The organism is Pseudomonas akapageensis (assembly GCF_011355085.1).
Taxonomy (GTDB): domain Bacteria; phylum Pseudomonadota; class Gammaproteobacteria; order Pseudomonadales; family Pseudomonadaceae; genus Aquipseudomonas; species Aquipseudomonas akapageensis.
Genome location: NZ_VXCP01000041.1, coordinates 1 through 25,454, shown reverse-complemented (window position 1 = coordinate 25,454; position 25,454 = coordinate 1). Strand labels below are relative to the sequence as shown.

Annotated in this window: 26 protein-coding genes; 9 read left to right on the top strand and 17 right to left on the bottom strand. The window is 55.7% G+C overall.

The annotated features are described in order from the left end of the window. Positions 1 to 112: 112 nt before the first annotated feature. Positions 113 to 1,075 (bottom strand): thioredoxin-disulfide reductase, encoded by a 963-nt coding sequence (gene trxB / locus F2S13_RS23600; RefSeq protein ID WP_166365389.1) that lies wholly within the window; start codon positions 1,073 to 1,075, stop codon positions 113 to 115. Between the two features lie 62 nt (positions 1,076 to 1,137). Beyond that, positions 1,138 to 1,737, bottom strand: coding sequence for a peroxiredoxin (locus F2S13_RS23595; protein WP_166365387.1), 600 nt, complete (start codon positions 1,735 to 1,737; stop codon positions 1,138 to 1,140). A 257-nt stretch (positions 1,738 to 1,994) separates the two neighbouring features. Between F2S13_RS23595 and cysZ the strand changes: the two genes are divergently transcribed. After that, complete coding sequence (gene cysZ, locus F2S13_RS23590; protein ID WP_166365385.1) at positions 1,995 to 2,750, top strand: sulfate transporter CysZ; 756 nt, start codon at positions 1,995 to 1,997, stop codon at positions 2,748 to 2,750. Between the two features lie 66 nt (positions 2,751 to 2,816). Here cysZ and F2S13_RS23585 read toward each other — a convergent pair whose 3' ends face one another. From F2S13_RS23585 to rffA, 8 genes are all read right to left on the bottom strand, one after another. Then, positions 2,817 to 3,686, bottom strand: a complete 870-nt coding sequence (locus F2S13_RS23585) for a class I SAM-dependent methyltransferase (RefSeq protein ID WP_166365383.1) — start codon at positions 3,684 to 3,686, stop codon at positions 2,817 to 2,819. Further along, positions 3,683 to 4,114 carry a GtrA family protein gene (locus tag F2S13_RS23580; RefSeq protein WP_166365381.1) on the bottom strand — a complete coding sequence of 144 codons (432 nt, stop codon included), beginning with the start codon at positions 4,112 to 4,114 and terminating at the stop codon, positions 3,683 to 3,685. The genes F2S13_RS23585 and F2S13_RS23580 overlap by 4 nt, the downstream gene beginning before the upstream one ends. Continuing rightward, the gene (locus tag F2S13_RS23575) at positions 4,107 to 5,030 is read right to left on the bottom strand and encodes a glycoside hydrolase family protein (RefSeq protein ID WP_166365379.1); all 924 of its coding nucleotides are present in this window, start codon (positions 5,028 to 5,030) and stop codon (positions 4,107 to 4,109) included. Before F2S13_RS23575 ends, F2S13_RS23580 begins: the two co-directional genes overlap by 8 nt. Further along, a complete protein-coding gene (locus F2S13_RS23570) occupies positions 5,027 to 5,692 on the bottom strand; it encodes an acetyltransferase (RefSeq protein WP_166365377.1) in 666 nt (221 codons plus the stop codon). Before F2S13_RS23570 ends, F2S13_RS23575 begins: the two co-directional genes overlap by 4 nt. Beyond that, positions 5,689 to 6,324, bottom strand: coding sequence for a class I SAM-dependent methyltransferase (locus tag F2S13_RS23565; protein ID WP_166365375.1), 636 nt, complete (start codon positions 6,322 to 6,324; stop codon positions 5,689 to 5,691). The genes F2S13_RS23570 and F2S13_RS23565 overlap by 4 nt, the downstream gene beginning before the upstream one ends. A gap of 69 nt (positions 6,325 to 6,393) precedes the next feature. Then, positions 6,394 to 6,546 carry a hypothetical protein gene (locus F2S13_RS23560; RefSeq protein ID WP_166365373.1) on the bottom strand — a complete coding sequence of 51 codons (153 nt, stop codon included), beginning with the start codon at positions 6,544 to 6,546 and terminating at the stop codon, positions 6,394 to 6,396. Next, a complete protein-coding gene (locus F2S13_RS23555) occupies positions 6,543 to 7,235 on the bottom strand; it encodes a WbqC family protein (RefSeq protein WP_166365371.1) in 693 nt (230 codons plus the stop codon). Before F2S13_RS23555 ends, F2S13_RS23560 begins: the two co-directional genes overlap by 4 nt. A 157-nt stretch (positions 7,236 to 7,392) precedes the next feature. Next, complete coding sequence (rffA, locus tag F2S13_RS23550) at positions 7,393 to 8,532, bottom strand: dTDP-4-amino-4,6-dideoxygalactose transaminase (RefSeq protein ID WP_166365369.1); 1,140 nt, start codon at positions 8,530 to 8,532, stop codon at positions 7,393 to 7,395. A 243-nt stretch (positions 8,533 to 8,775) separates the two neighbouring features. Here rffA and F2S13_RS23545 point away from each other — a divergent pair, with 243 nt between their 5' ends. Beyond that, positions 8,776 to 9,996: a glycosyltransferase family 4 protein gene (locus F2S13_RS23545; RefSeq protein WP_166365367.1), complete on the top strand. Its 1,221-nt coding sequence runs from the start codon at positions 8,776 to 8,778 to the stop codon at positions 9,994 to 9,996. Here F2S13_RS23545 and F2S13_RS23540 read toward each other — a convergent pair. The 3 genes from F2S13_RS23540 to F2S13_RS23530 form a co-directional block, all read right to left on the bottom strand. Then, positions 9,965 to 11,068, bottom strand: coding sequence for an NADH:flavin oxidoreductase (locus tag F2S13_RS23540; RefSeq protein WP_166365365.1), 1,104 nt, complete (start codon positions 11,066 to 11,068; stop codon positions 9,965 to 9,967). The two genes, F2S13_RS23545 and F2S13_RS23540, sit on opposite strands and share 32 nt — an antisense overlap. 187 nt (positions 11,069 to 11,255) lie before the next feature. Continuing rightward, entirely contained in the window at positions 11,256 to 11,738 is a 483-nt protein-coding gene (locus F2S13_RS23535; RefSeq protein WP_166365363.1) for a glutathione peroxidase, read from the bottom strand. A 157-nt stretch (positions 11,739 to 11,895) separates the two neighbouring features. Beyond that, positions 11,896 to 12,381 (bottom strand): FKBP-type peptidyl-prolyl cis-trans isomerase, encoded by a 486-nt coding sequence (locus tag F2S13_RS23530; protein ID WP_166365361.1) that lies wholly within the window; start codon positions 12,379 to 12,381, stop codon positions 11,896 to 11,898. Here F2S13_RS23530 and F2S13_RS23525 point away from each other — a divergent pair. The 3 genes from F2S13_RS23525 to F2S13_RS23515 are packed head-to-tail and all read left to right on the top strand — an operon-like array spanning position 12,350 to position 15,752. Then, positions 12,350 to 12,688 carry a DUF3565 domain-containing protein gene (locus F2S13_RS23525; protein ID WP_166365359.1) on the top strand — a complete coding sequence of 113 codons (339 nt, stop codon included), beginning with the start codon at positions 12,350 to 12,352 and terminating at the stop codon, positions 12,686 to 12,688. The two genes, F2S13_RS23530 and F2S13_RS23525, sit on opposite strands and share 32 nt — an antisense overlap. Positions 12,689 to 12,748: 60 nt before the next feature. Then, positions 12,749 to 14,845 (top strand): phosphate acetyltransferase, encoded by a 2,097-nt coding sequence (pta, locus tag F2S13_RS23520; protein ID WP_166365357.1) that lies wholly within the window; start codon positions 12,749 to 12,751, stop codon positions 14,843 to 14,845. Between the two features lie 4 nt (positions 14,846 to 14,849). Continuing rightward, complete coding sequence (locus F2S13_RS23515; protein WP_166365355.1) at positions 14,850 to 15,752, top strand: acyltransferase; 903 nt, start codon at positions 14,850 to 14,852, stop codon at positions 15,750 to 15,752. Between the two features lie 151 nt (positions 15,753 to 15,903). On the opposite strand, the gene F2S13_RS23510 is transcribed toward F2S13_RS23515, so the two are convergent. Both F2S13_RS23510 and F2S13_RS23505 read right to left on the bottom strand, forming a co-directional pair. Beyond that, on the bottom strand, positions 15,904 to 16,605 hold the full coding sequence (locus F2S13_RS23510) for a YiaD family glycine zipper/OmpA-like lipoprotein (protein ID WP_166365353.1): 702 nt from the start codon (positions 16,603 to 16,605) through the stop codon (positions 15,904 to 15,906). A 96-nt stretch (positions 16,606 to 16,701) separates the two neighbouring features. Beyond that, positions 16,702 to 17,346 carry an MBL fold metallo-hydrolase gene (locus F2S13_RS23505; protein WP_166365351.1) on the bottom strand — a complete coding sequence of 215 codons (645 nt, stop codon included), beginning with the start codon at positions 17,344 to 17,346 and terminating at the stop codon, positions 16,702 to 16,704. Positions 17,347 to 17,528: 182 nt separating this feature from the next. Here F2S13_RS23505 and F2S13_RS23500 point away from each other — a divergent pair, with 182 nt between their 5' ends. Continuing rightward, positions 17,529 to 17,726 carry a type II toxin-antitoxin system MqsA family antitoxin gene (locus F2S13_RS23500; RefSeq protein ID WP_166365349.1) on the top strand — a complete coding sequence of 66 codons (198 nt, stop codon included), beginning with the start codon at positions 17,529 to 17,531 and terminating at the stop codon, positions 17,724 to 17,726. A gap of 36 nt (positions 17,727 to 17,762) precedes the next feature. Here the strand turns inward: F2S13_RS23500 and F2S13_RS23495 are convergent, their stop codons facing one another. Then, positions 17,763 to 18,389, bottom strand: coding sequence for a hypothetical protein (locus F2S13_RS23495; protein WP_166365347.1), 627 nt, complete (start codon positions 18,387 to 18,389; stop codon positions 17,763 to 17,765). A 252-nt stretch (positions 18,390 to 18,641) separates the two neighbouring features. On the opposite strand from F2S13_RS23495, the gene hsdR reads away from it, so the two are divergent. From hsdR to F2S13_RS23480, 3 genes are all read left to right on the top strand, one after another. Then, positions 18,642 to 21,002 carry an EcoAI/FtnUII family type I restriction enzme subunit R gene (gene hsdR, locus F2S13_RS23490; protein WP_166365345.1) on the top strand — a complete coding sequence of 787 codons (2,361 nt, stop codon included), beginning with the start codon at positions 18,642 to 18,644 and terminating at the stop codon, positions 21,000 to 21,002. 89 nt (positions 21,003 to 21,091) lie between these two features. Next, positions 21,092 to 22,561 (top strand): type I restriction-modification system subunit M, encoded by a 1,470-nt coding sequence (locus F2S13_RS23485; RefSeq protein WP_166365343.1) that lies wholly within the window; start codon positions 21,092 to 21,094, stop codon positions 22,559 to 22,561. Continuing rightward, entirely contained in the window at positions 22,558 to 24,288 is a 1,731-nt protein-coding gene (locus F2S13_RS23480) for a restriction endonuclease subunit S (RefSeq protein ID WP_166365341.1), read from the top strand. The genes F2S13_RS23485 and F2S13_RS23480 overlap by 4 nt, the downstream gene beginning before the upstream one ends. A gap of 524 nt (positions 24,289 to 24,812) precedes the next feature. Here the strand turns inward: F2S13_RS23480 and F2S13_RS23475 are convergent. Then, positions 24,813 to 25,109 carry a DUF6124 family protein gene (locus F2S13_RS23475; RefSeq protein WP_166365339.1) on the bottom strand — a complete coding sequence of 99 codons (297 nt, stop codon included), beginning with the start codon at positions 25,107 to 25,109 and terminating at the stop codon, positions 24,813 to 24,815. Between the last annotated feature and the right edge of the window lie 345 nt (positions 25,110 to 25,454).

Below are 25,454 nucleotides of genomic sequence, written 5' to 3'. Positions count from 1 at the left end.
ACTTTTAATATTTACTTCATGGCCGTATAGCTGATAATCCAACACCTGCATAGGATTTGCTCAACCTATGCAGGCGCGGATTTTCCAATGCTCTACCGAACAACGCGACTATTTATAGCGAAGCGTTCTGTAGCCCATCAAGATACCGCTCGACATCCAGCGCCGCCATGCAACCAGCACCGGCCGAGGTAATTGCCTGACGGTACACGTGGTCAGCCACGTCACCCGCTGCGAACACACCCTCGAGACTGGTAGCGGTGGCATTGCCGTCACGACCACCCTGAACCACCAGGTAGCCATCTTTCAATTCCAGCTGGCCTTCGAACAGCGAGGTGTTCGGGGTATGGCCGATGGCGATGAACACGCCGTCGACTTTCAGTTCGTCGAAGCTGCCGTCGTTGTTCTTCAGGCGCGCACCGGTAACACCCATGTTGTCACCCAGCACTTCATCCAGGGTAGCGTTGAGCTTCAGAACGATTTTGCCTTCGGCAACGCGAGCGTGCAGTTTGTCGATCAGGATCTTCTCGGCGCGGAAGGTTTCGCGGCGGTGGATCAGGGTCACTTTGCTGGCGATGTTGGCCAGGTACAGCGCCTCTTCAACGGCGGTGTTACCACCACCGACCACGGCCACTTCCTTGTTGCGATAGAAGAAGCCATCGCAGGTCGCGCAGGCGGAAACGCCCTTGCCCATGAAGGCCTCTTCCGACGGCAGGCCCAGGTAGCGAGCGCTGGCACCGGTGGCGATGATCAGGGCGTCGCAGGTGTAGGTCGCGCTGTCGCCGGTGAGCGTATATGGCTTGCCGGCGAAGTCGACGGCATTGATGTGGTCGAAGACGATTTCGGTCTCGAAACGCTCGGCGTGCTCGCGCATCCGCTCCATCAGTGCCGGGCCGGTCAGGCCATGCACGTCACCTGGCCAGTTGTCGACTTCAGTGGTGGTGGTCAATTGACCGCCAGCCTGCATGCCGGTGATCAGCAGTGGCTTGAGGTTGGCGCGTGCCGCATAGACAGCAGCGCTGTAACCGGCTGGGCCGGAACCGAGGATGATCACTCGCGAATGACGTACTTCAGACATGACAGACTCCTGTCGGCCGGCGGATGGATTGCCGGCCGTTATGGAATTAAAAAGAGTTCGAATTACAGGCTCTTGGCGTTTTCGGCCAGGTAGTCGGCAACACCCTTGGCATCGGCCTTCATACCTTTCTGGCCTGGACGCCAGCCAGCCGGGCAGACTTCGCCATGCTGCTCGGTGAATTGCAGGGCCTCGACCAGGCGAATCATTTCGTCCACCTCACGACCCAGCGGCAGGTTGTTCACCACCTGGTGCTGAACAACACCTTGCTGGTCGATCAGGAAGGACGCACGCAGTGCCACGCCGGCTTCGTGTTCGATACCGTAGGCACGGGTGATTTCGTGCTTGACGTCGGCAACCATGGTGAACTGGACTTCGCCGATGCCGCCCTTCTCGACCGGCGTGCTGCGCCAGGCGTGGTGGGTGAATTGCGAGTCGATGGAAACGCCCACCACTTCTACGCCCAGATCACGGAATCGATCCATGCGATTGTTGTGCGCAATGATTTCCGACGGGCAGACAAAGGTGAAGTCCAGCGGCCAGAAGAACAGCACGACATATTTGCCGCGCAGCGAGGAAAGCTTGAAGCTGTCGACGATCGAACCGTCGCCCAGGACTGCCGCCGCATCGAAATCAGGGGCTTGCTTGTTGACCAGAATGCTCATGAAGACTCCTTGGGATCAAAGTTAAAAGGCGATTTAAAAGTTGTGCGCAGCTTAACGAGGTGGCGCAGATTAGGGAAATATCGTTTCGCAATCCACCTCATAGGCATGTTCTATCCTGCATCCCCAAGGCAGGAGTTGATGCCTATCAACTTTCCTTCTGCGCCTTTGTTACAGTGCATTTCCTGGACGGCGCCGCGCTTTCACCAAGCGCTCAAACTCGGTAATGTCGGCGCGTTTTCAACTGTTTGGAGCAAGCCATGCAAGCCCCCGTACTCTCCGGCCCGCAGTACCTGCGCGAAGGCCTGAAACTGGTCCTGAGCCCGGGCCTGCGCCTGTTCGTCCTGCTGCCTCTGGCCATCAACCTGCTGCTGTTCATCGGGTTGATCTACCTGGCCAGCCACCAGTTCGGCCTCTGGGTCGACACCCTGATGCCCAGCCTGCCGGACTGGCTGAGCTTTCTCAGCTACATCATCTGGCCGTTGTTCGTGATCCTGGTGATTTTCATGGTGTTCTTCACCTTCACCATGCTGGCCAACATCATCGCTGCGCCTTTCAATGGCTTTCTCGCGGAAAAGGTCGAGGTTGTGCTACGCGGCAGCGATAACTTCCCGGCCTTCAGCTGGGGCGAACTGATCGCCATGGTGCCGCGCACCTTCGGCCGGGAAATGCGCAAGCTCGGCTACTTCCTGCCCCGGGCGATTGCCTTGTTCATCCTCTCGTTCATACCGGTGATCAACATCGTTGCCGCACCGCTGTGGCTGCTGTTCGGCATCTGGATGATGGCAATCCAGTACATCGACTACCCGGCGGACAACCACAAGCTGGGCTGGAACGAGATGCTCGCCTGGTTGCGCGAAAAGCGCTGGCAGAGCCTGGGGTTTGGGGGTTCGGTGTATCTGGTGCTGCTGATTCCGCTGGTCAATATCCTGATGATGCCGGCGGCGGTGGCCGGTGCGACATTGTTCTGGGTACGGGAGCGGGGAGCTGAAAGCTTGGCTCCCACAATAGCCTAGTGACCGCTTGATTAGACAGGCAATGATGTCTTGAATGAGGCTTCATTGCCGCTGAGAAAACCCGCGTTATTTTTTGACTGCTACAACCAAACGGGAGCCGCCTACCGGCAGGTTGATGCCCATTTTTATCAGAAAACCCTCACACAACATCATTGCGTAGAGTATTTTGTTCAACAACCTCGGAAGCTTCAATTCGCTGGTTACATCAACCTCCTCCTTAGACTTACGGTAGGTTGCACGCGAGGCCATCATGAGTGGCAATAGTACAGAAACAAAGGACGTACTGCGCACTATCTCAAATCCTGCCGATTCGATTTTCCCGTGCAATTCAGCCGCTGAATAACGTCGTTCATGGCAAGCATAGTCATCGGCGGGGCTCCACAGCCACATGTGCTGAGGAACACTCATTAACAAGATCCCTGCGGGCATTAGTGCTGCATGGATCTGTTTCAACACCTGCTCGTCTTCCTTGATGTGTTCCAGCACATCAAATGCCCCAACCACATCAAACTCTTGAAAAAATGGAATATCACGAGCGTCCATCTGCATGAATTTTACTGTGGGCAATCTATTGGCAGCAAAACCGAGTCCGGCAGTGAATATTTCACTCCCCCTCAAATTAGCCTGCGGAAATTCTTTAGACACGCCAGATAAAACATAGCCGGTACCACAACCTATCTCAAGAAAGGAACGAAAGTGAGGTCGATACTTATGCAGAGCCCATATAACCAATCGATTTCTGGCTTTAAACCAAAAATTCTCTCCTTCCAACTCAGCCAGTTCCGAAAAATAATTCGATTTAAAGCCACCGCCTCCGTGCGCAAGAGCGGGAGCGAATGATTTAAATCCATCCACTTGAGCAACTGAGGCACCGCAGGCTGGGCAGTCCTCCAATTGGGAATCGAACTGCCCTTTGCAATTAATGCAGCGCCTCATGTTCCGCCCTCTCCATCAAGTGATGCTTTTGGAAATACAAAGAATTTGAACATTAGAAAAAGAAAACACGCAATAACCAGGATGGCAAATGCCTGGACCAATTGATGCGGATAACCGAGATAATCCACCATCACAATTAGAATAACAAGGTTAGCCAAATAACCAAATCCGTGCGCAATAAGGTACCTTGCTCCAGCGCTAAGCACATTTCCCTCGTGGGAAAACGTCCATCTACGATTACCTATAAACCCAATTGCAGTACCCGTCAGATAGAGCAAAGTCATGGTAATTTTAGGGGTAGCTCCGGCATAGGTGACCAACAAATAAATCAAATAGCCCAATGAATTGCTGAGAAGCCCAACAACACCATATCGCAAAAGCTGGATTCCTGTTTTTTTACTTGACAACGTGGAAATTAATTTACGCATTCATCCACTCTGCCAGACCAAAACCGGACTTCCCGTAGCCATTTCCGTTATACAACATATAGCGTCGGTTTTTATGATCAAAAACATAAGGGTATTCGATCATCTCTGAGTCCCACCCTTGTGCCGATACGGCGATACCGCTTGACCCCAGAGCAAGCTCCCAAATATTACCGTCGCGGCTTCGTGCGTATCCAATCCTGTAGGTTTCGCCCATACCACTGCGATAGGAAAACCACATTTCAAATCCGCGTTCCACGCTGCCTAACACCGTCGGCCTGGAGAAGGCCTGCGCTGTTCCGATCTCGTAGGGAACAGCCAAACCTTGCCTCTCCCAATGATGCCCATCGACCGAAGAAGCATGATTGATGGTATGCAGCATTTCCCCGTTTCCGGCGTCCCACTGCATCGTTGATCCGTACCACATATCGAAGCCACGCTCGGCACCTGGCAACACCCAAGGGTAGGAGAGGCTTACAGGATCCGTGCAATCAGAACCCATGAGTGGCATCTGCCGTTCCAATGTGAGCGTCAGATCAGGGTTTACAATGAGTCGTCCAATATCGCCACGCCAATGTCCCCCGGCAGGGTTTTGCCAGCCCATAAAAAGCATGTAGCGAACGCCATCCACTTCATAGCAATTGCCGATACTGACGCCATCTGCAAAAAAACTGCCTTCGGTGCCATGCTCGAAAAAGGGATCTATGTGCTCGCGGATAACCTCTCGTGATACGATATCGATATCGACCGCTCCGACAGAAGATCGATTGTTACGGTCCCTACCACTGTAGAAAACTCGATAGATGTCGCCTTCCATTAAAATCGGCAGTGGGTTAGCCGCGTGGGACAAAAGCTTGGGGTGCCGTCCCGAGCCGGAAGGACAATAAAGTAACCCCTGCTTATTCCAATAGGGCGTCATATTTTTCTCAACTTGGTACTGGGTACTTTGGAGCGCTCCGTAGCTGCACCTACGTACAGACCTTCCGGCTCCGCATCCGCCAGCAGCAACGCGCCCGCGCCGATAACACAGCGCTCGCCTATTTTGATATGGTCACGCAGCGTCGCATTGACACCAATAAAACATTGTTGACCAACCTCGACGCCACCGGAAATCACCACGTGCGAAGCAATAAAACAATGATCCATCAACGTTGAGTGGTGGCCAATATGATTGCCGCTCCACAACGTCACGTTGTTGCCGATAGTGACGAATGGCTGAACGGTATTGTCTTCTAAAATGAAACAGTTTTCGCCGATACGACTCTCATTCAGAATAGTGGCTCGAGAGCTTATGAAGCTGGCCAGTTTGTAACCCTTGGCCTTGCCGGCCAGGTATTTTTCCTTGCGCAGCGCATTGAGTTTTGAGTAGCTGAGCGCGATAAACAACTCATATCGCTCGGGTGGGTAGTGTTCCACCAGCTCTTCAAAAGCAACGACTGGCAGCTCGCAAAAGCTCGTGCTCGTCAGGTAAGCCGCGTCCACAGTGAACGCAACGACCTTATAATTCGAATCCGTGGAGAAATAGTAATGTGCGAGCTGTGCAATATCGCCGGCACCGAAGATGACCAAGTATTTCTTCATGGCTGTTTCCTTACCAGGATTGTGAACTCATAGAGCCCATAGTCGTGAAGCAACGCCACGTTGCGAGAATAACGGCGCTTGCAAAGGTCAAACAACGCGCATGGGTCTGCGTAGTAAAGATAGTCGCGCATCTTGTCAGCATCGGAATATGACGTCAGGCAATTGAAGGCGAAGCCCAGCCGGCTGGTCTGCTCGAGTGTATCGAGCACGCTTTCAAGGTAGGCATGCCACTGCGCATCCGTCCTTCCCAGGCGAACGTTGAAAATCCCACTTGCAATCCCGTAATCAGCAATGGTTGTAGGTTCACTGCCGACCACGAACTTCGCTTGGGCGCACTCCTTGTGACGTGCCTGCGCAGCGTTGATCATGTCTTCGGATACATCAACACCTTCATAGGAAAACGTGCTGTAGCGCTCGCTCAAAAAGTCGTGAAACGCGCCGTAGCCGCACCCCACGTCGTTGACCGAAAAAGGCACTTGGCCACCAATAATATTGCTGAGCTGCGCAAAACGCAGATATTGGCTCTCGGCGCCATTCCAGTCGACACCCTGTGGGGTTTCGCCATGCTCGGCCAACTTGGAGGAGTAGTAGTGAGCCACCTCAGACAACAGTCCAGTTTTATCGCTTTCCATGAACCTGCCTCACATTTGTGTACGGACTTCACTTGATCTCGGAGAAAATCACCGACAAATAGTTCCAAATCATGCCAATAGAAATTTTTTCCACCCAGCAGCTAGGCAGAAGCCATCACCCATGTCCGCCACCAGTTTCGGGCAACCGTACTCGCCCGCAGGTAAAAATTCGGCAAGGTATGCGGTCAATGGATAGAAAGAGGCGCCAATGGAATGCTTCATGGGCGTTTGCACTTCATATAATTGGGTGCGTCTTTTCCGCAGTTGAACAGCAAATCAAGAATGGTGACACCATGAGCGAACTCACCCCATAGCTGCGGGTATTCAGGATAGCCTGAATAGTCAAACCAGGTCAGCTGGATTCCTCGCTCGGAGAATACACCTGCCTCGATATAATCACGAGCTGCCGGGCCGGAAATATACTCCGAAGCCCCTGCTTGAACACAGAGATCGGCCAATCGCTCAGTCTTGCCATCGCTGAGTGTATAATCCGAAGAGTTTCTGATAGCTGTCTTGATTTCCAAGTAGGCACAAATGCTTTCGAGAAAGGTGCGATTAAGGTCTGACAAGTGCGTATAGGGCTTCATATACAACGGTTCCAGCCAACTCGCCACTTCGTCAAAAAAAGGTGAGCGACGGTAATTCTGGGTCAAGGACTTCCAATGTATAGATGCCCAGTCCGGACCTTCGACTTCCGTCTCCCGAATGGTCTGATGGTATTTCCCTTTAACTTTTACCGGAACTGTCAGCCACTGCAACCCCTGTGGTGTTTTGATCTGATTACGGTTGCGCCAGTCTCGGCGTGTATATTGCATGTCATCATAGAGAACAAATTCATCAACAGCTGCAATCATATCGAAATACCCTTTCCAAGGTATATAGTTCGACTGCACGATAGCCACCTTCTTCATTTGCAATGACCCCCATTAAAAATCAACTTCATGACTTTACAAATCATTGAAATTCACACAAAAGTAGGCCATTTCATTTCGCTTCTGCGCACCTTGAAATTCTTTAGGCATCCATTTGCAACGTGTAACAATCCCTCCCTTGGTGACTTCCACGCACCTACCCCAAGACTTGCAACAAACTATCTACGACTCTGTTTTGCTGCTGCTCCGACAACCCGACCCACAATGGCAACCTCACTAACCGTTCCGATTGATAGCTGGTTACTTCCAAAGATCCATGCGCTCGCCCATAGCGCTGACCTGCAGGTGAAGAATGCAACGGCACATAGTGAAATACCGAATCAACTGCATTTCGTTTAAGTTCACTCATCACAGCCTGGCGATTTATATCCGGAGCCAGCAAAATATAATACATATGCGCATTGTGCTGGCAGCTTTCAGGTATAATAGGGCGACGCAATAAACCACTGACCTCGAACGGGGCCAACAACTCATGATAGCGCTGCCAACTTGCCAACCGTTGAGATGTGATAATTTGTGCTTCTTGTAACTGCGCCCAAAGGAACGCGGCCGTCAATTCACCAGGCAAAAAAGAGGAGCCGACTTCCTGCCAAGTATACTTATCTACTTCCCCGCGAAAAAAACGACTGCGGTCGGTTCCTTTTTCGCGAATTATTTCAGCTCGCAAAGCCAGCGCACAATCATTAACTAATAGCGCACCACCCTCACCAGAAATAACATTCTTTGTTTCATGAAAACTGAACGCCCCCAAATCACCTATACTGCCAAGTGCCCGTCCCTTATAACTCGCCATCACTCCTTGGGCGGCATCTTCCACTACTTTCAACCCATGACGAAGAGCGATCTCCATGATGGCATCCATTTCACAGGCTACGCCAGCATAATGGACAGGCACTATTGCTTTTGTACGGGATGTAATTGCCTCCTCGATAAGCCGCTCATCAAGGTTTAGTGTATCTTCCCGTATATCTACAAACACCGGAATGCCACCGCGCAAGACAAATGCATTGGCGGTCGATACAAAAGTGTAGGATGGCATGATGACTTCGTCACCAGGCTGGATGTCAAGTAGCAGCGCCGCCATCTCCAGTGCGGCTGTACACGAGTGGGTAAGCAGCGCTTTGGCAGAGCCGGTTTTTTCTTCCAGCCAACGGTGACAATGCTTGGTAAACGGCCCATCGCCAGCGAGCATGTTGCCAGACTTCGCTTCCTTGATGTATTGCAGCTCTTTACCCGTCATATAAGGCCGATTGAACTGGATTTTCCCGTTGCTCACATCAAGCCTCCTAGGCTGTAGGAATTTGCAATGAGGTCAGTCGACTGGTCCCATTGCTAGCGAAGATAGAATTAAAATCGCTGGTAAAAATTGTATCGCGTATGTAATCGCGGCTATCGCGGATCATATCGTACCTACTCGTCGAAGCCCACATTCGAAAGCCGCTAGCGCCCCTCCTCTGCGTCATCAATCCATCACACAAGCGTCACAACGCCGCAACCATGCACGTTGAGACTGAACATCATGACAGCCCCCTCCCTGCACATCACATTGGTTACCGAAACCTTCCCACCCGAAATCAACGGCGTGGCCAACACCCTTGGCCGCTTGAGCGAAGGTTTACGCCAGCGCGGCCACCGCATCGAACTGGTGCGCCCACGACAGAATGGCGATGAGTTGGCGCAGGACAATGATGTGCTGCTGTGTCACGGCTGGCCCCTGCCCGGCTATCCCGGCCTGCAATGGGGGCACTCTTCGATGCACAAGTTGCTGCGACGCTGGCAACGACAACGCCCGGATGTACTTTACATCGCCACTGAGGGTCCGCTGGGCCTGAGTGCCCTGCGGGCGGCAAGGCGCCTGGGGATTGCGGTGGTCAGTGGCTTTCATACCAACTTCCAGCAGTACTCGAGCGAGTACGGCATGAGTTTGCTGCCCCGCCTGCTGACCCATTACCTGCGCTGGTTTCACAATCGCACCCGAATGACACTGGTACCCAGCGTCAGCCAACGGCTTGAGCTGGAGCGCCGTGGCTTCGAGCGTCTGGCGCTGCTGTCGCGCGGGGTCGACAGTCAGTTGTTCAACCCGGCCAGGCGTTCGATGGCATTGCGTGAAAGCTGGGGGCTGGGCAGTGACGACATTGCCTTGCTACATGTCGGCAGGCTGGCGGCGGAGAAGAACCTTGGCCTGCTCAAACGCAATCTGGATGCCTTGCGCATTGCCTACCCACAGCGGCGGATGAAGCTGATCGTGGTGGGCGACGGGCCGCAACGTGCTGCCCTTGAGCAGCAATTGCCCGACGCCATCTTCTGTGGGGTGCAACGCGGCGAAGCGCTGGCTGCGCATTACGCCTCGGGGGATATGTTTCTGTTTCCAAGCCTGACGGAAACCTTCGGCAACGTAGTGCTTGAAGCAATGGCCTCGGGTCTGGCTGTGGTGGCCTACGATGAGGCAGCGGCCGCCCAGCATATCCGCCATGGCCACAATGGCGCCCTGGCGATGCCGGGCGACGAAGCCGCGTTTATCGACGCCGCGGCCTGGCTGCTCGAAGACTGTGAAGCCTTGCGTCGGGTACGCCTGAATGCGCGCCAGCACGCCAGCCGCCAAGGCTGGGCAACCATTTTCGACCAGTTCGAAGAGCACTTGCGCAATGCCTGCGTGTCGGCAGGCATTGCGCGATCAGCCAAGGGCAAAAGCGCCCCGCATCCGCTGGTCAAACCAGGGACATCAACGCCTCACGGCTGAAGGGCAGGATTTCCTGCTCGTTACCGTCGCGCACTTTCGCCGCCCAGTCCGGGTCGACGAGCAAGGCACGACCAACGGCGACCAGGTCGAACTCTTCCTTGTTCAGACGCTCCAGCAGATTTTCCAGGCTGGCCGGTTGGGCCACTTTGTCGGTGGCCACCATGAACTGCAGGAACTCGCCATCCAGGCCGACGCTGCCCACGGTGATGGTCGGTTTGCCGGTGAGCTTGCGGGTCCAGCCAGCCAGGTTCAGTTCGGAGCCTTCGAACTCCGGCTCCCAGAAACGGCGCGTCGAGCAGTGGAAGATATCCACACCGGCATCGGCCAGGGGTTGCAGGAACTCACCCAATGCTTCAGGCGTCAGTACCAGGCGCGCGCTGTAATCCTGCTGTTTCCACTGCGAGTAGCGGAAGATGATCGGGAAATCGGGGCCAACAGCAGCGCGCACCGCCTTGATCAGCTCGATGGCAAAGCGCGAACGGCTGGCCAGGTCACCGCCGTATTCATCGCTGCGCTGATTGCTGACGTCCCAGAAGAACTGGTCGATCAAATAGCCGTGGGCACCATGAATCTCGACGCCATCCATGCCGATGGCCTGGGCATCGCGGGCTGCCTGGGCGAAGGCGGCGATGACATCCTGGATGTCCGCGTGGGTCATGCCGTGGACGATTTCCTGGCCATCCTTGAGCTTCTCGCTCGGGCCGTAACCCGGCACGCTGGCGTCCGGTTCGGTGCCAATGCGGCGAACACTGCCCACATGCCAGAGTTGCGGCACGATCTTGCCACCTTCGGCATGCACGGCATCGACGACTTTCTTCCAGCCGGTCAGTGCATCCTCACCGTAGAAGCGCGGCACATTGGGGTAGCCGTTGGACGCCTTGTGACCGACGGTGGTGCCTTCGGTAATGATCAGGCCAACACCGGCCGCTGCACGACGACGGTAATACTCGATGACCTTGGAGTTCGGCACGCCGCCCGGGGAAAACGAACGCGTCATCGGTGCCATCACCACGCGTGTCGGCAGTTCCAGGGCACCCAATTGAAAGGGCTTGAACAAAGCTTTGACCGGCATGCGGGCACTCCTTGAGAGAAAAAGGGGGTCAAGACAGCCATCGACGCTGTTGAGGTCGCAAGCATAGGGCGGCAAGGCCTGCAGGGCCCAGCACTATTGATTTGAGTGATCAAGGGCTAGAAACCCTTGAGTGGCAGGTGAGTTGAAACCGGCCGGGCACTGATGGCCCGGCGCGTCAGGCTATGCCTCAGGCCAGGGCCTTTTCGATGGCCTGGACCACGGTTGCGTCATCCGGCGTCGTGCGCGGTGAGAAACGTGCGAGCACGCGGCCGTCCTTGCCCACCAGGAACTTCTCGAAGTTCCAGGTGATATCGCCGGGGAATTCGGCGCCTTCACCTGCCAGCAGGGTGTATAGCGAATGGCGATGCGGCCCGTTTACTTCAAGCTTCTGGCTCAAAGGAAAGGTGACGCCATAGTTGAGGCTGCAGAATTCCTGAATTTCCTGATCGGTACCCGGTTCCTGTCCGGCAAATTGATTGCACGGCAGGCCAAGCACGCTGAAACCCTTGTCCTTGTACTGCTGGTGGAGACTCTCCAGCTCTTTGTACTGGGGCGTCAGCCCGCATTTGGAAGCGACGTTGACCACCAGCACAACCTGCCCCTTGAACGGCGCCAGCGGCAATTTCTGGCCATCCAGAGCTTGCAGCGTAAGGTCGTGAAATACACTCATGACAAACTCCCCTATCCAGATCCCGGTTGCAGCACGGTTCCGCCACCAGAAACACTAACACACTAAAAAGGCGCCCGATCAGGTCGATCGAAAACCTGAAAGTTTTCTCCGAACCTGCTCGGGCGCCTCAGCGGCTAACTGAGCTTAGCAGCGAAAATCAGTGGTGATGGCCACCTTCGCCATGCACGTGGCCATGAGCCACTTCTTCTTGGCTGGCGTCACGGATGTCGACGATTTTGACCTGGAAGGTCAGGCGCTGGCCGGCCAGCGGGTGGTTGCCGTCGACAGTCACGTCGTCGCCGTCCAGATCACGAATGGTCACGATCTGCATCTGACCATCAGGAGCGGAAGCGTGGAACTGCATGCCGACTTCCAGCTCGTCGACACCTTCGAACATGCTGCGGCTCAGGGTGCTGACCAGCTCGGCCGCGTATTCGCCGTAGGCGTCTTCAGGCTCGATGGTAACCTTCAGTTCATCACCGGCCTGCTTGCCTTCCAGAGCCTTTTCCAGACCCGGAATAATGTTACCTGCGCCATGCAGGTACACCAGCGGTGCGCCGCCGGCAGAGCTGTCGATGACCTCACCAGCGTCGTTGGTCAGGGTATAGTCGATGGAGACAGCCTTATTGGCGGCGATCAGCATGGGGCGAGACCTTTTGCATAAGAATAAAGAACGTTCAAGTGTAACCAAGCCTCCGGCCGAAAGCGAACGGAACCCGGACAAACGGCCTGGCGCAACGCCCAGTTTAATCCTCGGCTTCCATCAAGACGAGGAAGGATTCTGGGTGGTTGAACTTTCTTGTGGCCACACCCAGCATTTGCGCCACCAGCCGCCCTGGCAATCACGCCAGTGGGTGCTCGATCCAGACTTACGGCAACAGCGCATCGGCGAAACCTTTGCATGCGGCTGGTGTGCTCAGGGCCTCGATAGCGATACCCTTGGCAATTGATTCCGGCAGTTTGGCCGCTTTGCGCCAGCGCCGTTGCACAGCTCACCTCGAGAAGCTCGCATGCAGACATTTTTTATCGCGCCGACCGATTTTGGCGTCGGCCTGACTTCCATCAGCCTGGGGCTGGTCCGCACCCTGGAGCGGGCCGGGCTCAAGGTCGGCTTTTTCAAGCCCATCGCCCAACCGCACCCGGGCGACCTGGGCCCCGAACGTTCCACCGAGCTGGTCGCCCGCACCCATGGCCTCAAGCCACCCAAGCCACTGGGCCTGGCGCATGTCGAGAGAATGCTCGGCGACGGCCAGCTGGATGAACTGCTCGAAGAAATCATCACGCTCTATCAGCAAGCCGCCATCGGCAAGGATGTACTGATCGTCGAAGGCATGGTCCCGACCCGTCATGCCAGCTATGCCGCGCGCGTCAACCTGCACCTGGCCAAAAGCCTGGACGCTGAAGTGATCCTGGTCTCGGCGCCGGAAAACGAAGTGCTCACCGAGCTCTCCGGCCGGGTCGAGTTACAGGCTCAGTTGTTCGGCGGGCCGAAGGATCCGAAAGTACTCGGCGTGATCCTCAACAAGGTCCGCACCGAGGAAAGCATGGAGGCCTTTGCCGCGCGCCTGAAAGAACATTCGCCATTGCTGCGCAGCGGTGATTTTCGCCTGCTCGGCTGCATTCCTTTCCAGGCTGAATTGAACGCCCCGCGCACCCGAGACGTGGCCGACCTGCTCGGCGCCCAGGTGCTCAACGCCGGCGACTACGAACAACGGCGCATGTCGAAGATCATCATCTGCGCCCGCACCGTGCTCAACACCGTGCCACTGCTCAAGCCCGGCGTACTGGTGGTGACCCCGGGCGATCGCGACGACATCATCCTGGCCGTGAGCCTGGCGGCGATGAACGGCGTCCCCCTGGCCGGCCTGTTGCTGACCAGCGATACCGTGCCCGACCCGCGCATCATGGAACTGTGCCGGGGCGCGTTGCAGGCAGGCCTGCCCGTGCTGTCGGTCAGCACCGGCTCCTACGACACGGCCAACCGGTTGAACCAGCTCAATAAGGAAATCCCCATCGACGATCGCGAGCGCGCCGAGATCATCACCGATTTCGTCGCCAGTCACCTGGATGCCCACTGGCTGCATCAGCGTTGCGGCACGCCTCGGGAAATGCGCCTGTCGCCGGCGGTTTTCCGCTACCAGTTGATCCAGCGTGCTCAGGAAGCCAACAAGCGCATTGTTCTCCCGGAAGGCAGCGAGCCCCTGACCGTACAGGCGGCAGCCATCTGCCAGGCCCGCGGCATCGCTCGCTGTGTATTGCTGGCCAAACCCGAGGACGTCCATGCAGTAGCTCAGGCCCAAGGCATCACCCTGCCCGAAGGCCTGGAAATCCTTGACCCGGACCTGATTCGCGAACGCTACGTCGAACCCATGGTGGCCCTGCGCAAGACCAAAAGCCTCAACGCACCGATGGCCGAGCAGCAACTGGAAGACCCGGTGGTGATCGGTACCATGATGCTGGCCCTCGATGAAGTCGACGGGCTGGTCTCCGGGGTGATCCACTCCACCGCCAACACCATTCGCCCGGCCCTGCAACTGATCAAGACCGCCCCGGGCTGCACCCTGGTGTCTTCGGTGTTCTTCATGCTGTTTCCCGAGCAAGTGCTGGTTTACGGCGATTGTGTAATGAACCCGCACCCGAGCGCCCCGGAGCTGGCGGAAATCGCCCTGCAAAGTGCCGACTCGGCCGCCGCCTTCGGCATCGCCCCACGTGTGGCGATGATCAGCTACTCGAGCGGCAATTCGGACAGCAGTGAAGAAGTCGAAAAAGTTCGCGAAGCCACCCAATTGGCGCAGCAATTCCAGCGTGACTTGCAGATCGACGGCCCTTTGCAGTACGACGCCGCCGCCAACGAAACAGTCGCCCGGCAATTGGCGCCAAACAGCCCGGTGGCCGGTCGCGCAACCGTCTTCGTGTTCCCCGACCTGAATACCGGCAATACCACCCACAAGGCGGTCCAGCGCAGCGCCGACTGCGTCAGCCTCGGGCCGATGCTGCAAGGTCTGCGCAAACCGGTCAACGACCTGCCGCGCGGCGCCCAGGTCGACGACATCGTCTACACCATCGCCCTCACCGCCATCCAGGCCAACCGTATTTTGGACCTTTGACACCATGCTGGACTCTTTGCCCCCGGCGCTGCGAGGCGTGATCGCCTCGCTGCTGCTGGGCCTCAACACGCTGGTCTGCTGCGTGCCACTGTTCGTGGCCAGCCTGCTCAAACTGTGCCTGCCCTTCCCTTCCGCCCAGCGCCTGACCGACTGGCTGATGAGGCATATCCACGAAATCTGGATCAGCAACAACAAGGCCTGGATGAAGCTGATCGGCCATACCCGCTGGCGCGTCACTGGCCTGGAAGGTCTGGACTATCAGCACTCCTACCTGATCACCAGCAACCACCAGAGCTGGGTCGATATCCTGGTCCTGCAATACGTGCTCAACCGCCGGATTCGCCCGTTGAAGTTCTTCCTCAAGCAAGAGCTGATCTGGGTGCCGGTCATCGGCCTGGCCTGGTGGGCGCTGGGTTTCCCCTTCATGAAACGCTATTCCAAGGCCTACCTGGAAAAACATCCGGAGAAGAAAGGCAAGGACCTGGAAACCACCCGCAAGACCTGCGCAAAGTTTCGCGGCAAGCCAACCGGCATCTTCAACTTCGTCGAAGGCACGCGCTTTACCCCGGGCAAGCACACGCAGCAGAATTCGCCGTTTCGCTACCTGCTAAAGCCCAAGGCTGGCGGCATTGCCTTCGTGCTCGATGCCATGGGTGAGCAATTGCAGTCGATCGTCAATGTGACCATCCACTACCCGGCAGGCCGGCCTGGCTTCTGGGACCTGCTGTGCGGCAGGGTCAAAGAGGTGGTGGCGCATTTTGAAGAGATGGCGATACCGGTGCAGTTTCTGGGCAAAAGCTATGAGCAGGATGATACGTACCGGCTGGCGTTTCAGCAGTGGATCAACCAGCTTTGGGAGGAGAAGGATTTGTTGTTGAGGCGGATGCACCAAACATATCCGGAGTAGATGTTGTATTTGATGGCCTCATCGCGGGCAAGCCCGCTCCCACAGAGATTGGAGTTAGACGCGGTCCCTGTGGGAGCTGGCTTGCCAGCGATGAGGCCCTCAAGGACAAAAAAAAATCCCGCTACCAGAGCGGGATTTTTTTCATTCCAAATTACTGCTGCGGATACTGCTGCCCAGGAATCGGCTTCAGATTCACCTCTACCCGACGGTTCTGCGACCGGCCATTGGCATCGGCGTTGCTGGCGATCGGCTGATCAGGCCCGGCACCGCGCACGGACAGACGCGTACCATCCACACCCTGGGACGTCAGGTAGGTGCTGACGCTCTGCGCACGCTGCTGCGACAGGTCCATGTTGTGCTGGCGACTGCCGGTGCTGTCGGTGTAACCAATGATTTCGATGTTGTTCTGCGGGAACTGCTTGAATGAGTTCGCCAGGTTGTTCAGCGGCGAATAGAAGCTTGGCGCGATAGACGACGAATCGGTGGCAAAGGTGATGTTGCCCGGCATGATCAGCTTGATCTGATCGCCCTGGCGCTGCACTTCAACACCGGTGTTGGCCATGCTTGCACGCAGTGCAGCTTCCTGTTTGTCGGCGTAGTAGCCGTAACCCGCTGCGGCCGTACCAGCGATGGCGGCACCGATCAGCGCGCCCTTGCCACGGTTGTCGTGGTTGATCGCAGCACCGGCCACGGCACCGGCCAGAGCGCCCAGGCCACCATATTTGGCGGTCTTGCTCATCCCGGTGGAGCCTTGCTCGGCCTGACCCTGGTTGTCATACGGGTTTTGCCCGGCACAACCGGACAACAGGGCTACGGCGGTAGCGACAATAATCAAGCGACGCGAGGTGAACATGGAGAAGCTCCTACATTTCAATTCGAGAGTGCAGCAATACAAGCTGCGGACTTCTGACGGCGTTGGAACGCACAAAACGAGAAAAATTCCCTGACTTCAAGCACGTACGAAAGGGTTTTCACGCATTTCATCGCCCAGGCGAGTGTCAGGGCCGTGCCCGGTCACAACGGTAGCCTGCTCATCAAGGGTGTAAAGCCGCTGCTTGATCGACTTCACAATGGTCGGCTGGTCGCCGCCCCACAGGTCGGTACGCCCGATGCCCCGACGAAACAGGGTATCACCGGCGATCAACAACTTCGCATCGGCAAACCAGAAGCTCATGGATCCCGGCGTATGCCCCGGCGTGTGCAAGGCTACGCCACAACCACAAGCCAGCTCCTCGTCGTCGGCCAGCCAGCGGTCCGGTGATGGCACCGGCGTGTAGGGCACGCCAAACATGTTGCATTGCATTTCCAGGTTATCCCAGAGGAACTGATCGTCCTTGTGCAGGTGCAAGGTCGCGCCGGTCTTCTCCTTCAACTGCCCGGAGGCGAGGAAATGGTCCAGGTGGGCGTGGGTGTGGACGATGCTGACCACCTTCAGGCCCAGGGCATCGAGGCGGGCGAGGATCAGTTCGTGATTGCCACCGGGGTCGACCACGATGGCTTTCTTGGTGATGGGGTCGCCGATGATGGTGCAGTTGCACTGCAAGGGGCCGACGGGGAAGGTTTCGCGGATGAGCGCGGGTTTTGTGGCTTCCATGAGGGGGTCCTGTGGGGGAATGGCCTATTTTCGCTCATTACGCTTGGTTGTGGCGATGGTTTGGACACATTCATAAACACAGCAGTTGGGCTCAGTACGGAGAAATCAGGTAAAAACAATTTTCGTTCGGTCGACTCCCAATTTGCCAAAAGAACCAAGCGGTGCCGACAGAGGAACCAACCATGAAATGTCCTGTTTGCGGATCGCCGGAGATGGTGCGTGACACCCGCGACATCCCTTTCACCTTCAAAAGCGAATCAATTGTCATACCCAACGTGAACGCCGATTTCTGCCCAGACTGCGGCGAGGTCGTACTTGACGTCGATGAGTCGATGCGTTTAAGCAGCTTATTATTGGACATTCACCAAATACGCAAGTGATCCGCGTGTTGACTGTGACTGATCACTACCAATCCCTCACTTGGCAATCGGTGCAACCACCTCTTTAATTCCAACCTTGGAAGTCGCAACACTGTATATTCCGTCCGAACCACCACCAACAAAAACGTAATAACTACGCTCACTCCCCCCAATATAGCAACCCTTGACCTTATCTCCATTGGCGTACGAAAAAACACTAATATGGCATATCTTCAAGAAGTTATCAGCATCCCTCTCGGCCATAGCAGAGGGCATCTCCAAACCAGCCTTATAAAAAACAATACATATCAAGCCACCCCCAATAACACGAAGACAGCGTCGGGCAAGTACTTTCCTCATCCTATATTTTAGCAGTATCTTTCGCGTACGATACGGCAGTGGACTAGAACGGCCTTTATCAAAACCAATCGACACATACATTGCAAAAGCAATAAGCATCAAAGGCACAAACAAAACTAACAAAAGAGAGAAGTAATAAATTGCACCCTGCAACAATTTCCGCTCAAACGCTATACTTATCTGCTGAGCAGGGACGCCTAACAGGGAATAATATTTTTCGAAATATACAGTCCCACCCAGAAAAAACACCCCTGAAGCGAGTGCGATGATGAGTGCCGTATCTATGGACACCTTATCAAAAAAACCGGGCATTCTACCGCTCATACAACACTCCTTGTAATCACATCGAATCAGCCATTGTTCCCAGCCATAAATCACGCAAGAAAATCACATGACTACTTGCGTTCAAGCTTTCAGGAGTGATGAGGTGCGCTGCTCCCAGCACCACAAACTGTATATGCATACAGCACCCAGAACAACAAAATCAATGCTGAACCATGTATATTTGTGTCATTCAGGCATCTCCGGCTGTGTCATCCGGAAGCGAACGGGTTGGCGTAACAGGGAGTAAGGAACATGGACAAAAAGTCGCTTTCCGAGCGAGACATCTGCACCAAGTTCATCGCGCCCGCGATTCAGCAAGCCGGCTGGGACATTCAGAAACAAGTGCGCGAGGAAGTCAGCTTCACCAAGGGGCGTATCATCGTCCGTGGCAAGTTGCACAGCCGTGGCGAGTCCCGCCGTGCCGACTTCATCCTCTATCACCAGGCCAACCTGCCGATCGCTGTTATCGAAGCAAAAGACAACAAACACTCCATTCGCTCTGGTATGCAGCAAGCCTTGAGTTACGCCGATGCGCTCGATGTGCCTTTTGTTTTCTCCAGCAATGGTGACGGTTTTCTGTTCCACGACCGCAGCAACACTGGAACACAGGTCGAAACCGAACTGAGCCTCGACCAGTTCCCCTCCCCTGCCGAGCTCTGGCAACGTTACTGCCACTGGAAAGGCTTGAACGGTGATGCCCGTCAGAAGGTCGAGTCGCCCTACTACGATGATGGCTCCGGCCGCATGCCGCGCTATTACCAAACCAATGCAATCAATCGCACCGTTGAGGCCGTGGCCAAGGGACAGTCACGCATCCTGTTGGTAATGGCCACCGGTACTGGCAAGACCTACACCGCCTTCCAGATCATCTGGCGGCTGTGGAAGTCCAAGCAGAAAAAACGAATCCTCTTCCTGGCCGACCGCAACATTCTGGTCGACCAAACCAAGAACAACGACTTCAAACCCTTCGGCCCGGCGATGACCAAAATCGCCAGGCGCCAGATCGACACTTCATACGAGATCTACCTGTCGCTCTATCAAGCCGTCACCGGCACTGAAGAAGAGATGAACATTTACAAGCAGTTCTCCCGCGACTTCTTCGACCTGATCGTGATCGATGAATGCCACCGTGGCAGCGCCGCCGAGGATTCTGCCTGGCGCGAGATTCTCGACTATTTCTCCAGTGCCACCCATGTCGGCCTCACCGCCACACCGAAGGAAACCAAAGAGGTGTCCAGCATCACCTACTTTGGCGAGCCGGTGTACAGCTACACCCTTAAGCAGGGCATCGAAGACGGCTTCCTCGCCCCCTATAAGGTGGTGCGCATCGACTTTGACAAAGACCTGCAAGGCTGGCGCCCGCCCAAGGGCATGCTCGACAAGAATGGCGAGTTGATCGAAGACCGCATCTACAACCTCAAGGACATGGACCGCAACCTGGTCATCGAGGCGCGCACCCAACTGGTCGCGCAAAAGGTGACCGAGTACCTCAAGGCCACCGATCCGTTCCAGAAAACCATCATTTTTTGCGACGACATCAACCACGCCGGTCGCATGCGCCAGGCCTTGGTCAACCTGAACCCTGAGCGTATTGCCGAGAACCGCAAGTACGTCATGCAAATTACCGGCGACGACAAGGAAGGCAAAGCCGAGCTGGACAACTTCATCAATCCGGAACAACGCTACCCGGTCATCGCGACCACTAGCAAGTTGATGACCACTGGTGTCGATGCCCAGACGTGCAAGCTGATTGTGCTCGACCAGCACATCCAGTCGATGACCGAGTTCAAGCAGATCATTGGCCGGGGCACCCGCATCAACGAGGACTTTGGCAAATACTGGTTCACCATCATGGACTTCAAGAAAGCCACCGAGCTGTTTGCCGATCCGGCCTTCGATGGTGATCCGGTGGTGATCTACGCCCCCGAGGGTGACGAATCCCCCGTGCCGCCGGATAACCCACTGCTGGATGACGAGGGCATCATCGCTGGCACCAGCCCCGATGACCTGACATTCACCGACGATGACGAGGGCAAAAAACGCATCAAATACGTGATCGACAGCATTCCGATCTACGTCATTGCCGAACGTGTGCAGTACTACGGCCCGGATGGCAGGCTGATCACTGAATCCCTGCACGACTACACCCGTGCTTGCGTGCAAAAGCAATTCACCTCGCTGGACGACTTCCTGCGGCGCTGGAGCGATGCCGAGCAAAAGAAGGTCATCATCGAGGAAATGGCTGCCCAAGGCGTGATGTGGGAGGCCCTGGCTGAGGAAGTGGAACAGAAGCAGGGCAAGACACTCGACCCGTTCGACCTCGTCTGCCATGTGGCATTTGATCAGCCCGCGCTTTCCCGCAAGGAACGCGCCGAGCAGGTGAAAAAGCGCAATTACTTCGGCAAATATTCGGGCGCGGCGCGCCAAGTGCTCGAAGCATTGCTCGACAAATATGCCGACACCGGCATCGAGCCTATCGAAGACATCAAGATCCTCCAGCTCGCCCCCTTCAACCAGATCGGTGCGCCGATGGAGTTGGTCAAGGCGTTTGGCGGCAAGCCCGGTTACAACAAAGCCATTCATGAACTGGAAGATGAGCTCTACGCCAGTTAAGCTGCCCGCCCCCGCATTTTTCGGCGCAGGCAACATCCGCCTGCCTGCGCCTTGAACCCTCTGTTTTGCAGTAAGTCAGCGAGATTCCCATGTCCATCAGCAGCACCATCAAGTCCATCCAAGACATCATGCGCAAAGACGTGGGCGTGGATGGCGACGCCCAGCGAATCGGCCAATTGGTCTGGCTACTATTCCTGAAAATTTTCGATGACCGCGAGATGGAATGGGAGTTGATGGACGACAACTATCGCTCTCCTATCCCTGACAGCTGCCGCTGGCGCACCTGGGCCGCCAACCCGGAAGGCATGACCGGCGAGACCCTGAAGGATTTCATCGACAACAATCTGTTCCCGCAGCTGCAAAACCTCCACGAATATAGCACCACCCCCTCAGCCTTCGTGGTCCGTAGCGTGTTCGAGGACGCCTACAACTACATGAAATCCGGCCAACTGCTGCGCCAGGTGATCAACAAGATTCAGGAAGGCGTGGACTTCAACCAGGCCCAGGAGCGCCACGAGTTCGGTAACCTCTACGAGCAACTGCTGCGCGACCTGCAGAACGCTGGCAATGCCGGCGAGTTCTACACCCCGCGCCCAGTCACCGAATTCATGGTGCGCATGGTCGATCCCAAGCTGGACGATAAGGTCATGGACCCGGCCTGCGGCACCGGCGGCTTTCTCACCTGCGCCATCGAGCACAAGCGCAGCCGCTACGTAAAAACCCCGGAAGACGAACGCACCCTGCAGGCCAGCATCTTCGGCGTCGAGAAAAAACCACTACCGCATCTGTTGGCCACCACCAACATGATCCTGCACGGCATTGAGGTGCCGAGCCAAATCCGCCATGACAACACTTTGAGCAAGCCGCTGATCAGCTGGGGACCCAAGGAACGCGTCGACTGCATCGTCGCCAACCCGCCGTTTGGTGGTATGGAAGAAGATGGCATCGAAACTAACTTCCCGGCTGCCTTCCGTACTCGCGAAACTGCTGACCTGTTCCTCGTGCTGATTATGCAGTTGCTCAAGGACGGTGGTCGTGCCGCGGTGGTGCTGCCCGATGGCTTCCTGTTTGGCGAAGGCATCAAGAGCCGTATCAAGGAAAAGCTGCTGACAGAGTGCAACCTGCACACCATTGTTCGACTGCCCAACGGCGTGTTCAACCCATACACCGGCATCAAGACCAACCTGTTGTTCTTCACCAAGGGCGCGCCGACCAAGCACGTGTGGTTCTACGAGCATCAGTACCCAGCCGGGGTGAAGAACTACTCCAAAACCCGACCCATGCGTATCGAAGAATTCGCCGTGGAAGAGGCTTGGTGGGGCAGCGAAGCCGATGGCTTTGCCGCACGAGTGGAAAACGAGTTTGCCTGGAAAGTTGGTGTCGAGGAGCTGCAGGCTCGCAATTGGAACCTAGACTGCAAGAACCCGCATATTGGTGAGCAGATCAGCCATGACCCGGAAGAACTATTGCGTGACTACGCCAAGTTGGAGGACGAGATCGCTAGTCTGCGCGACCAGCTTAAAGCCGTGTTGGCCGAAGCACTGGAGCGCCAGGTATGACTGCACTGCTGACCGGCAACATGCCTCTGCTTTCTGAGTCGCCCAATGGTATTCGGAAGTTGCGCGGGCTGATTCTAGAACTTGCCGCGTGCGGCAAGTTGGTGCCGCAAGATCCTAGTGACGAACCCGCCAGCGAATTGCTCATTCGGATGGCTGAGGAAAAAGCGCAGCTAGTTGCCGTAGGTAAGATCAAGAAGCAGAAGTCACTGCCGGAAATCACCGAAGAGGAAAAGCCTTATTTGCTGCCCACCTCTTGGGCGTGGGGACGTCTCGGCGAACTGACTCTAAAAATAACTGATGGCACTCACCACTCACCGACCAATACTCATAGCGGTGATTACAAATATATTTCGGCGAAAAACATCAAGTCATGGGGTATCGACGAGACTGAAATCACTTATGTAACCAAGGAAGTCCACCAGGAAATATTTTCTCGGTGCGACCCAAACAAAGGTGACATTCTTTACATAAAAGATGGTGCAACAACAGGGATAGCAACAATCAATTCGCTGGATGAGCCGTTCAGTATGCTGTCCAGTGTGGCGCTACTCAAACCCAGTATGGGACTGCATAACGAGTATTTGCTGAGAGCGATGACTTCGCCTTTTTTCTATCGTGAAATGCGGGCTGGCATGACAGGCGTAGCAATCACCCGCATTACGTTGGCCAAGTTGAACAATGCAATCATTCCGTTGCCGCCACTTGCCGAACAACACCGCATCGTCGCCAAAGTTGATGAACTGATGGCCCTGTGCGATCGCTTAGAAACCCAACAGGCCGACGCCGAAAGCGCCCACGCCCGACTAGTGCAGGCGCTGCTCGACAGCCTGACCCAAGCCAGTGACGCCGCCGACTTCGCCGCCAGCTGGCAACGCCTGGCCGAACACTTCCACACCCTGTTCACCACCGAATCCAGCATCAACGCCCTCAAGCAAACTCTGCTGCAACTGGCTGTGATGGGTAAGCTGTTACGGCAGAAAGCTGACGAAGGTCAAGCGATCGACTGGCTTGGTCGAATTAAAAGAGAAAAGGCCAGACTTGTTGAAGCCGGGTTTTTGAAAAAATCAAAAAAAAATCCAGGCGAATGTTCAGGAGAGGAAAATTCTACTATCCCGAGTTCGTGGTGCTGGGTAACGCTCACAGACATTACATTAGGAATGGACTCTGGGTGGAGTCCAGCATGTGAGTCAAATCCATCGCCGAACATTGACGTCTGGGGAGTGTTGAAAACTACTGCCGTGCAGGTTATGCAGTATCTTCAGGAGGAGAACAAAGAACTTCCAGCCCACCTTGAGCCTAGACCTGATGCAGAGGTAAGAGCCGGGGATATTCTGTTTACTCGTGCAGGTCCGACCAACAGAGTGGGTATTTCTTGCTTGGTCGAAAGTACCAGACCCCGCCTCATGATTTCGGACAAGATCATTCGTTTCCATCCAGTAGAAGCGGGAGCATATGGTCGCTACATAGCTCTATGCCTGAACACTGGCAACACAGCTAACTATTTGGAGAGAGCCAAGTCTGGTATGGCTGCGAGTCAGGTGAATATTTCGCAGGAAAAGTTGAAATTGACGCCCATTCCACTGGCTCCGCTTCCAGAACAACACCGCATAGTGGCCAAAGTCGATCAGCTAATGTCCCTCTGCGACCAACTAAAAACCCGCCTGACCCAAGCACGCCAACTCAACGAACAACTGGCCAGCACCCTCGTAGAACAGGCAATTGCGTAATGAGTGAAATCAAGGCACGGCATAATCTGCCACGCGATTTCGAAGCACTTTGATTTGATGTGCCGCTGCTCAGTATCTGGTGGTTCTCGATGACCGCAAGGACTACATCCTGCCATGGACGGCATACCCGGTAGAGCGGGAGCACCAACAGGCGAAACTGGAAAAACGCTGGGAGAGGTATCGCGAGGGGAATTAGGCTGGCCGCGCCCTCCGCAGGAGGACGGGGCCGTTACTCCTTCTACACTGACACCCAAGGGCTGGTAGATGAGCTGGTGTGAAAGGTAGGGGTTTTAGCGCTAGATATCAAGCCACCTCACCACTTTCGCGACCAATGAAGGCCCGATCCTACAAAGGTAAACCGGGAATTTGGATGGGCGCTGCTAAGTAGGACACTAGTGACTGGTACACCGCAGGCAACAAAAACCCCTGAGCAATCTCAACGCCGAAGCGCATCAACTGACAGGGGCCGTGTTGCTGGCAATTATGGGTAGCTGCGACGTTCCGTCAATTGCCGAACCTCAACCTCATGTTTCGAGACCCGCAATCGACGCCTCCACCAACGCGGTGGCTACCTCGATCTGATGCACCACCGAACGGGCCAACGCCTGAAACTCGGGGTGAGCGCGTTCGATGACTTCGCAGGCAATGGCTGCGGCGCAGTGCATGCGGTCTGAGGCGTGGATCAAGGCGTCTTCGATGTCGATGCCTTCGCGTACGGTGAAGAGGGCTTGACTGCCCAGGAATTGGCCAAAAGCGTGGCTACGGGTGACGGGTTTGGTGTCTTGTGGCAATTGCGGGGGATTGGGGGTGGGTTTGAACATGGTGAAACTCCTATTTTAAGTCGGAGCTGTCACTATCGCTCTCACACGTTAGGTGGCAGCTGTGCACGGGGTGAGAGTACCGGGACAATAGGCAACCCGGCCAGGCCGAAGCCTGCCCGCACACAGCTGCCATAAAGCATTTCGCAGGCGTAAAAAAACGCCGGCAAAGGTCTTTGTGGGCGCTTGTGCGGCCTTTGTTGAAACGGACTCTCACATCCGGTCGCTGATTTTGCAGCGACGCTGGAAGACTAACGTTGCGTGCTGGTGAAGGCAAGCATTGGCTGGGGGAATTGAGGGGGCTGCTTTGCAGCCCATCGCGGGCAAGCCCGCTCCTATGTATGGACT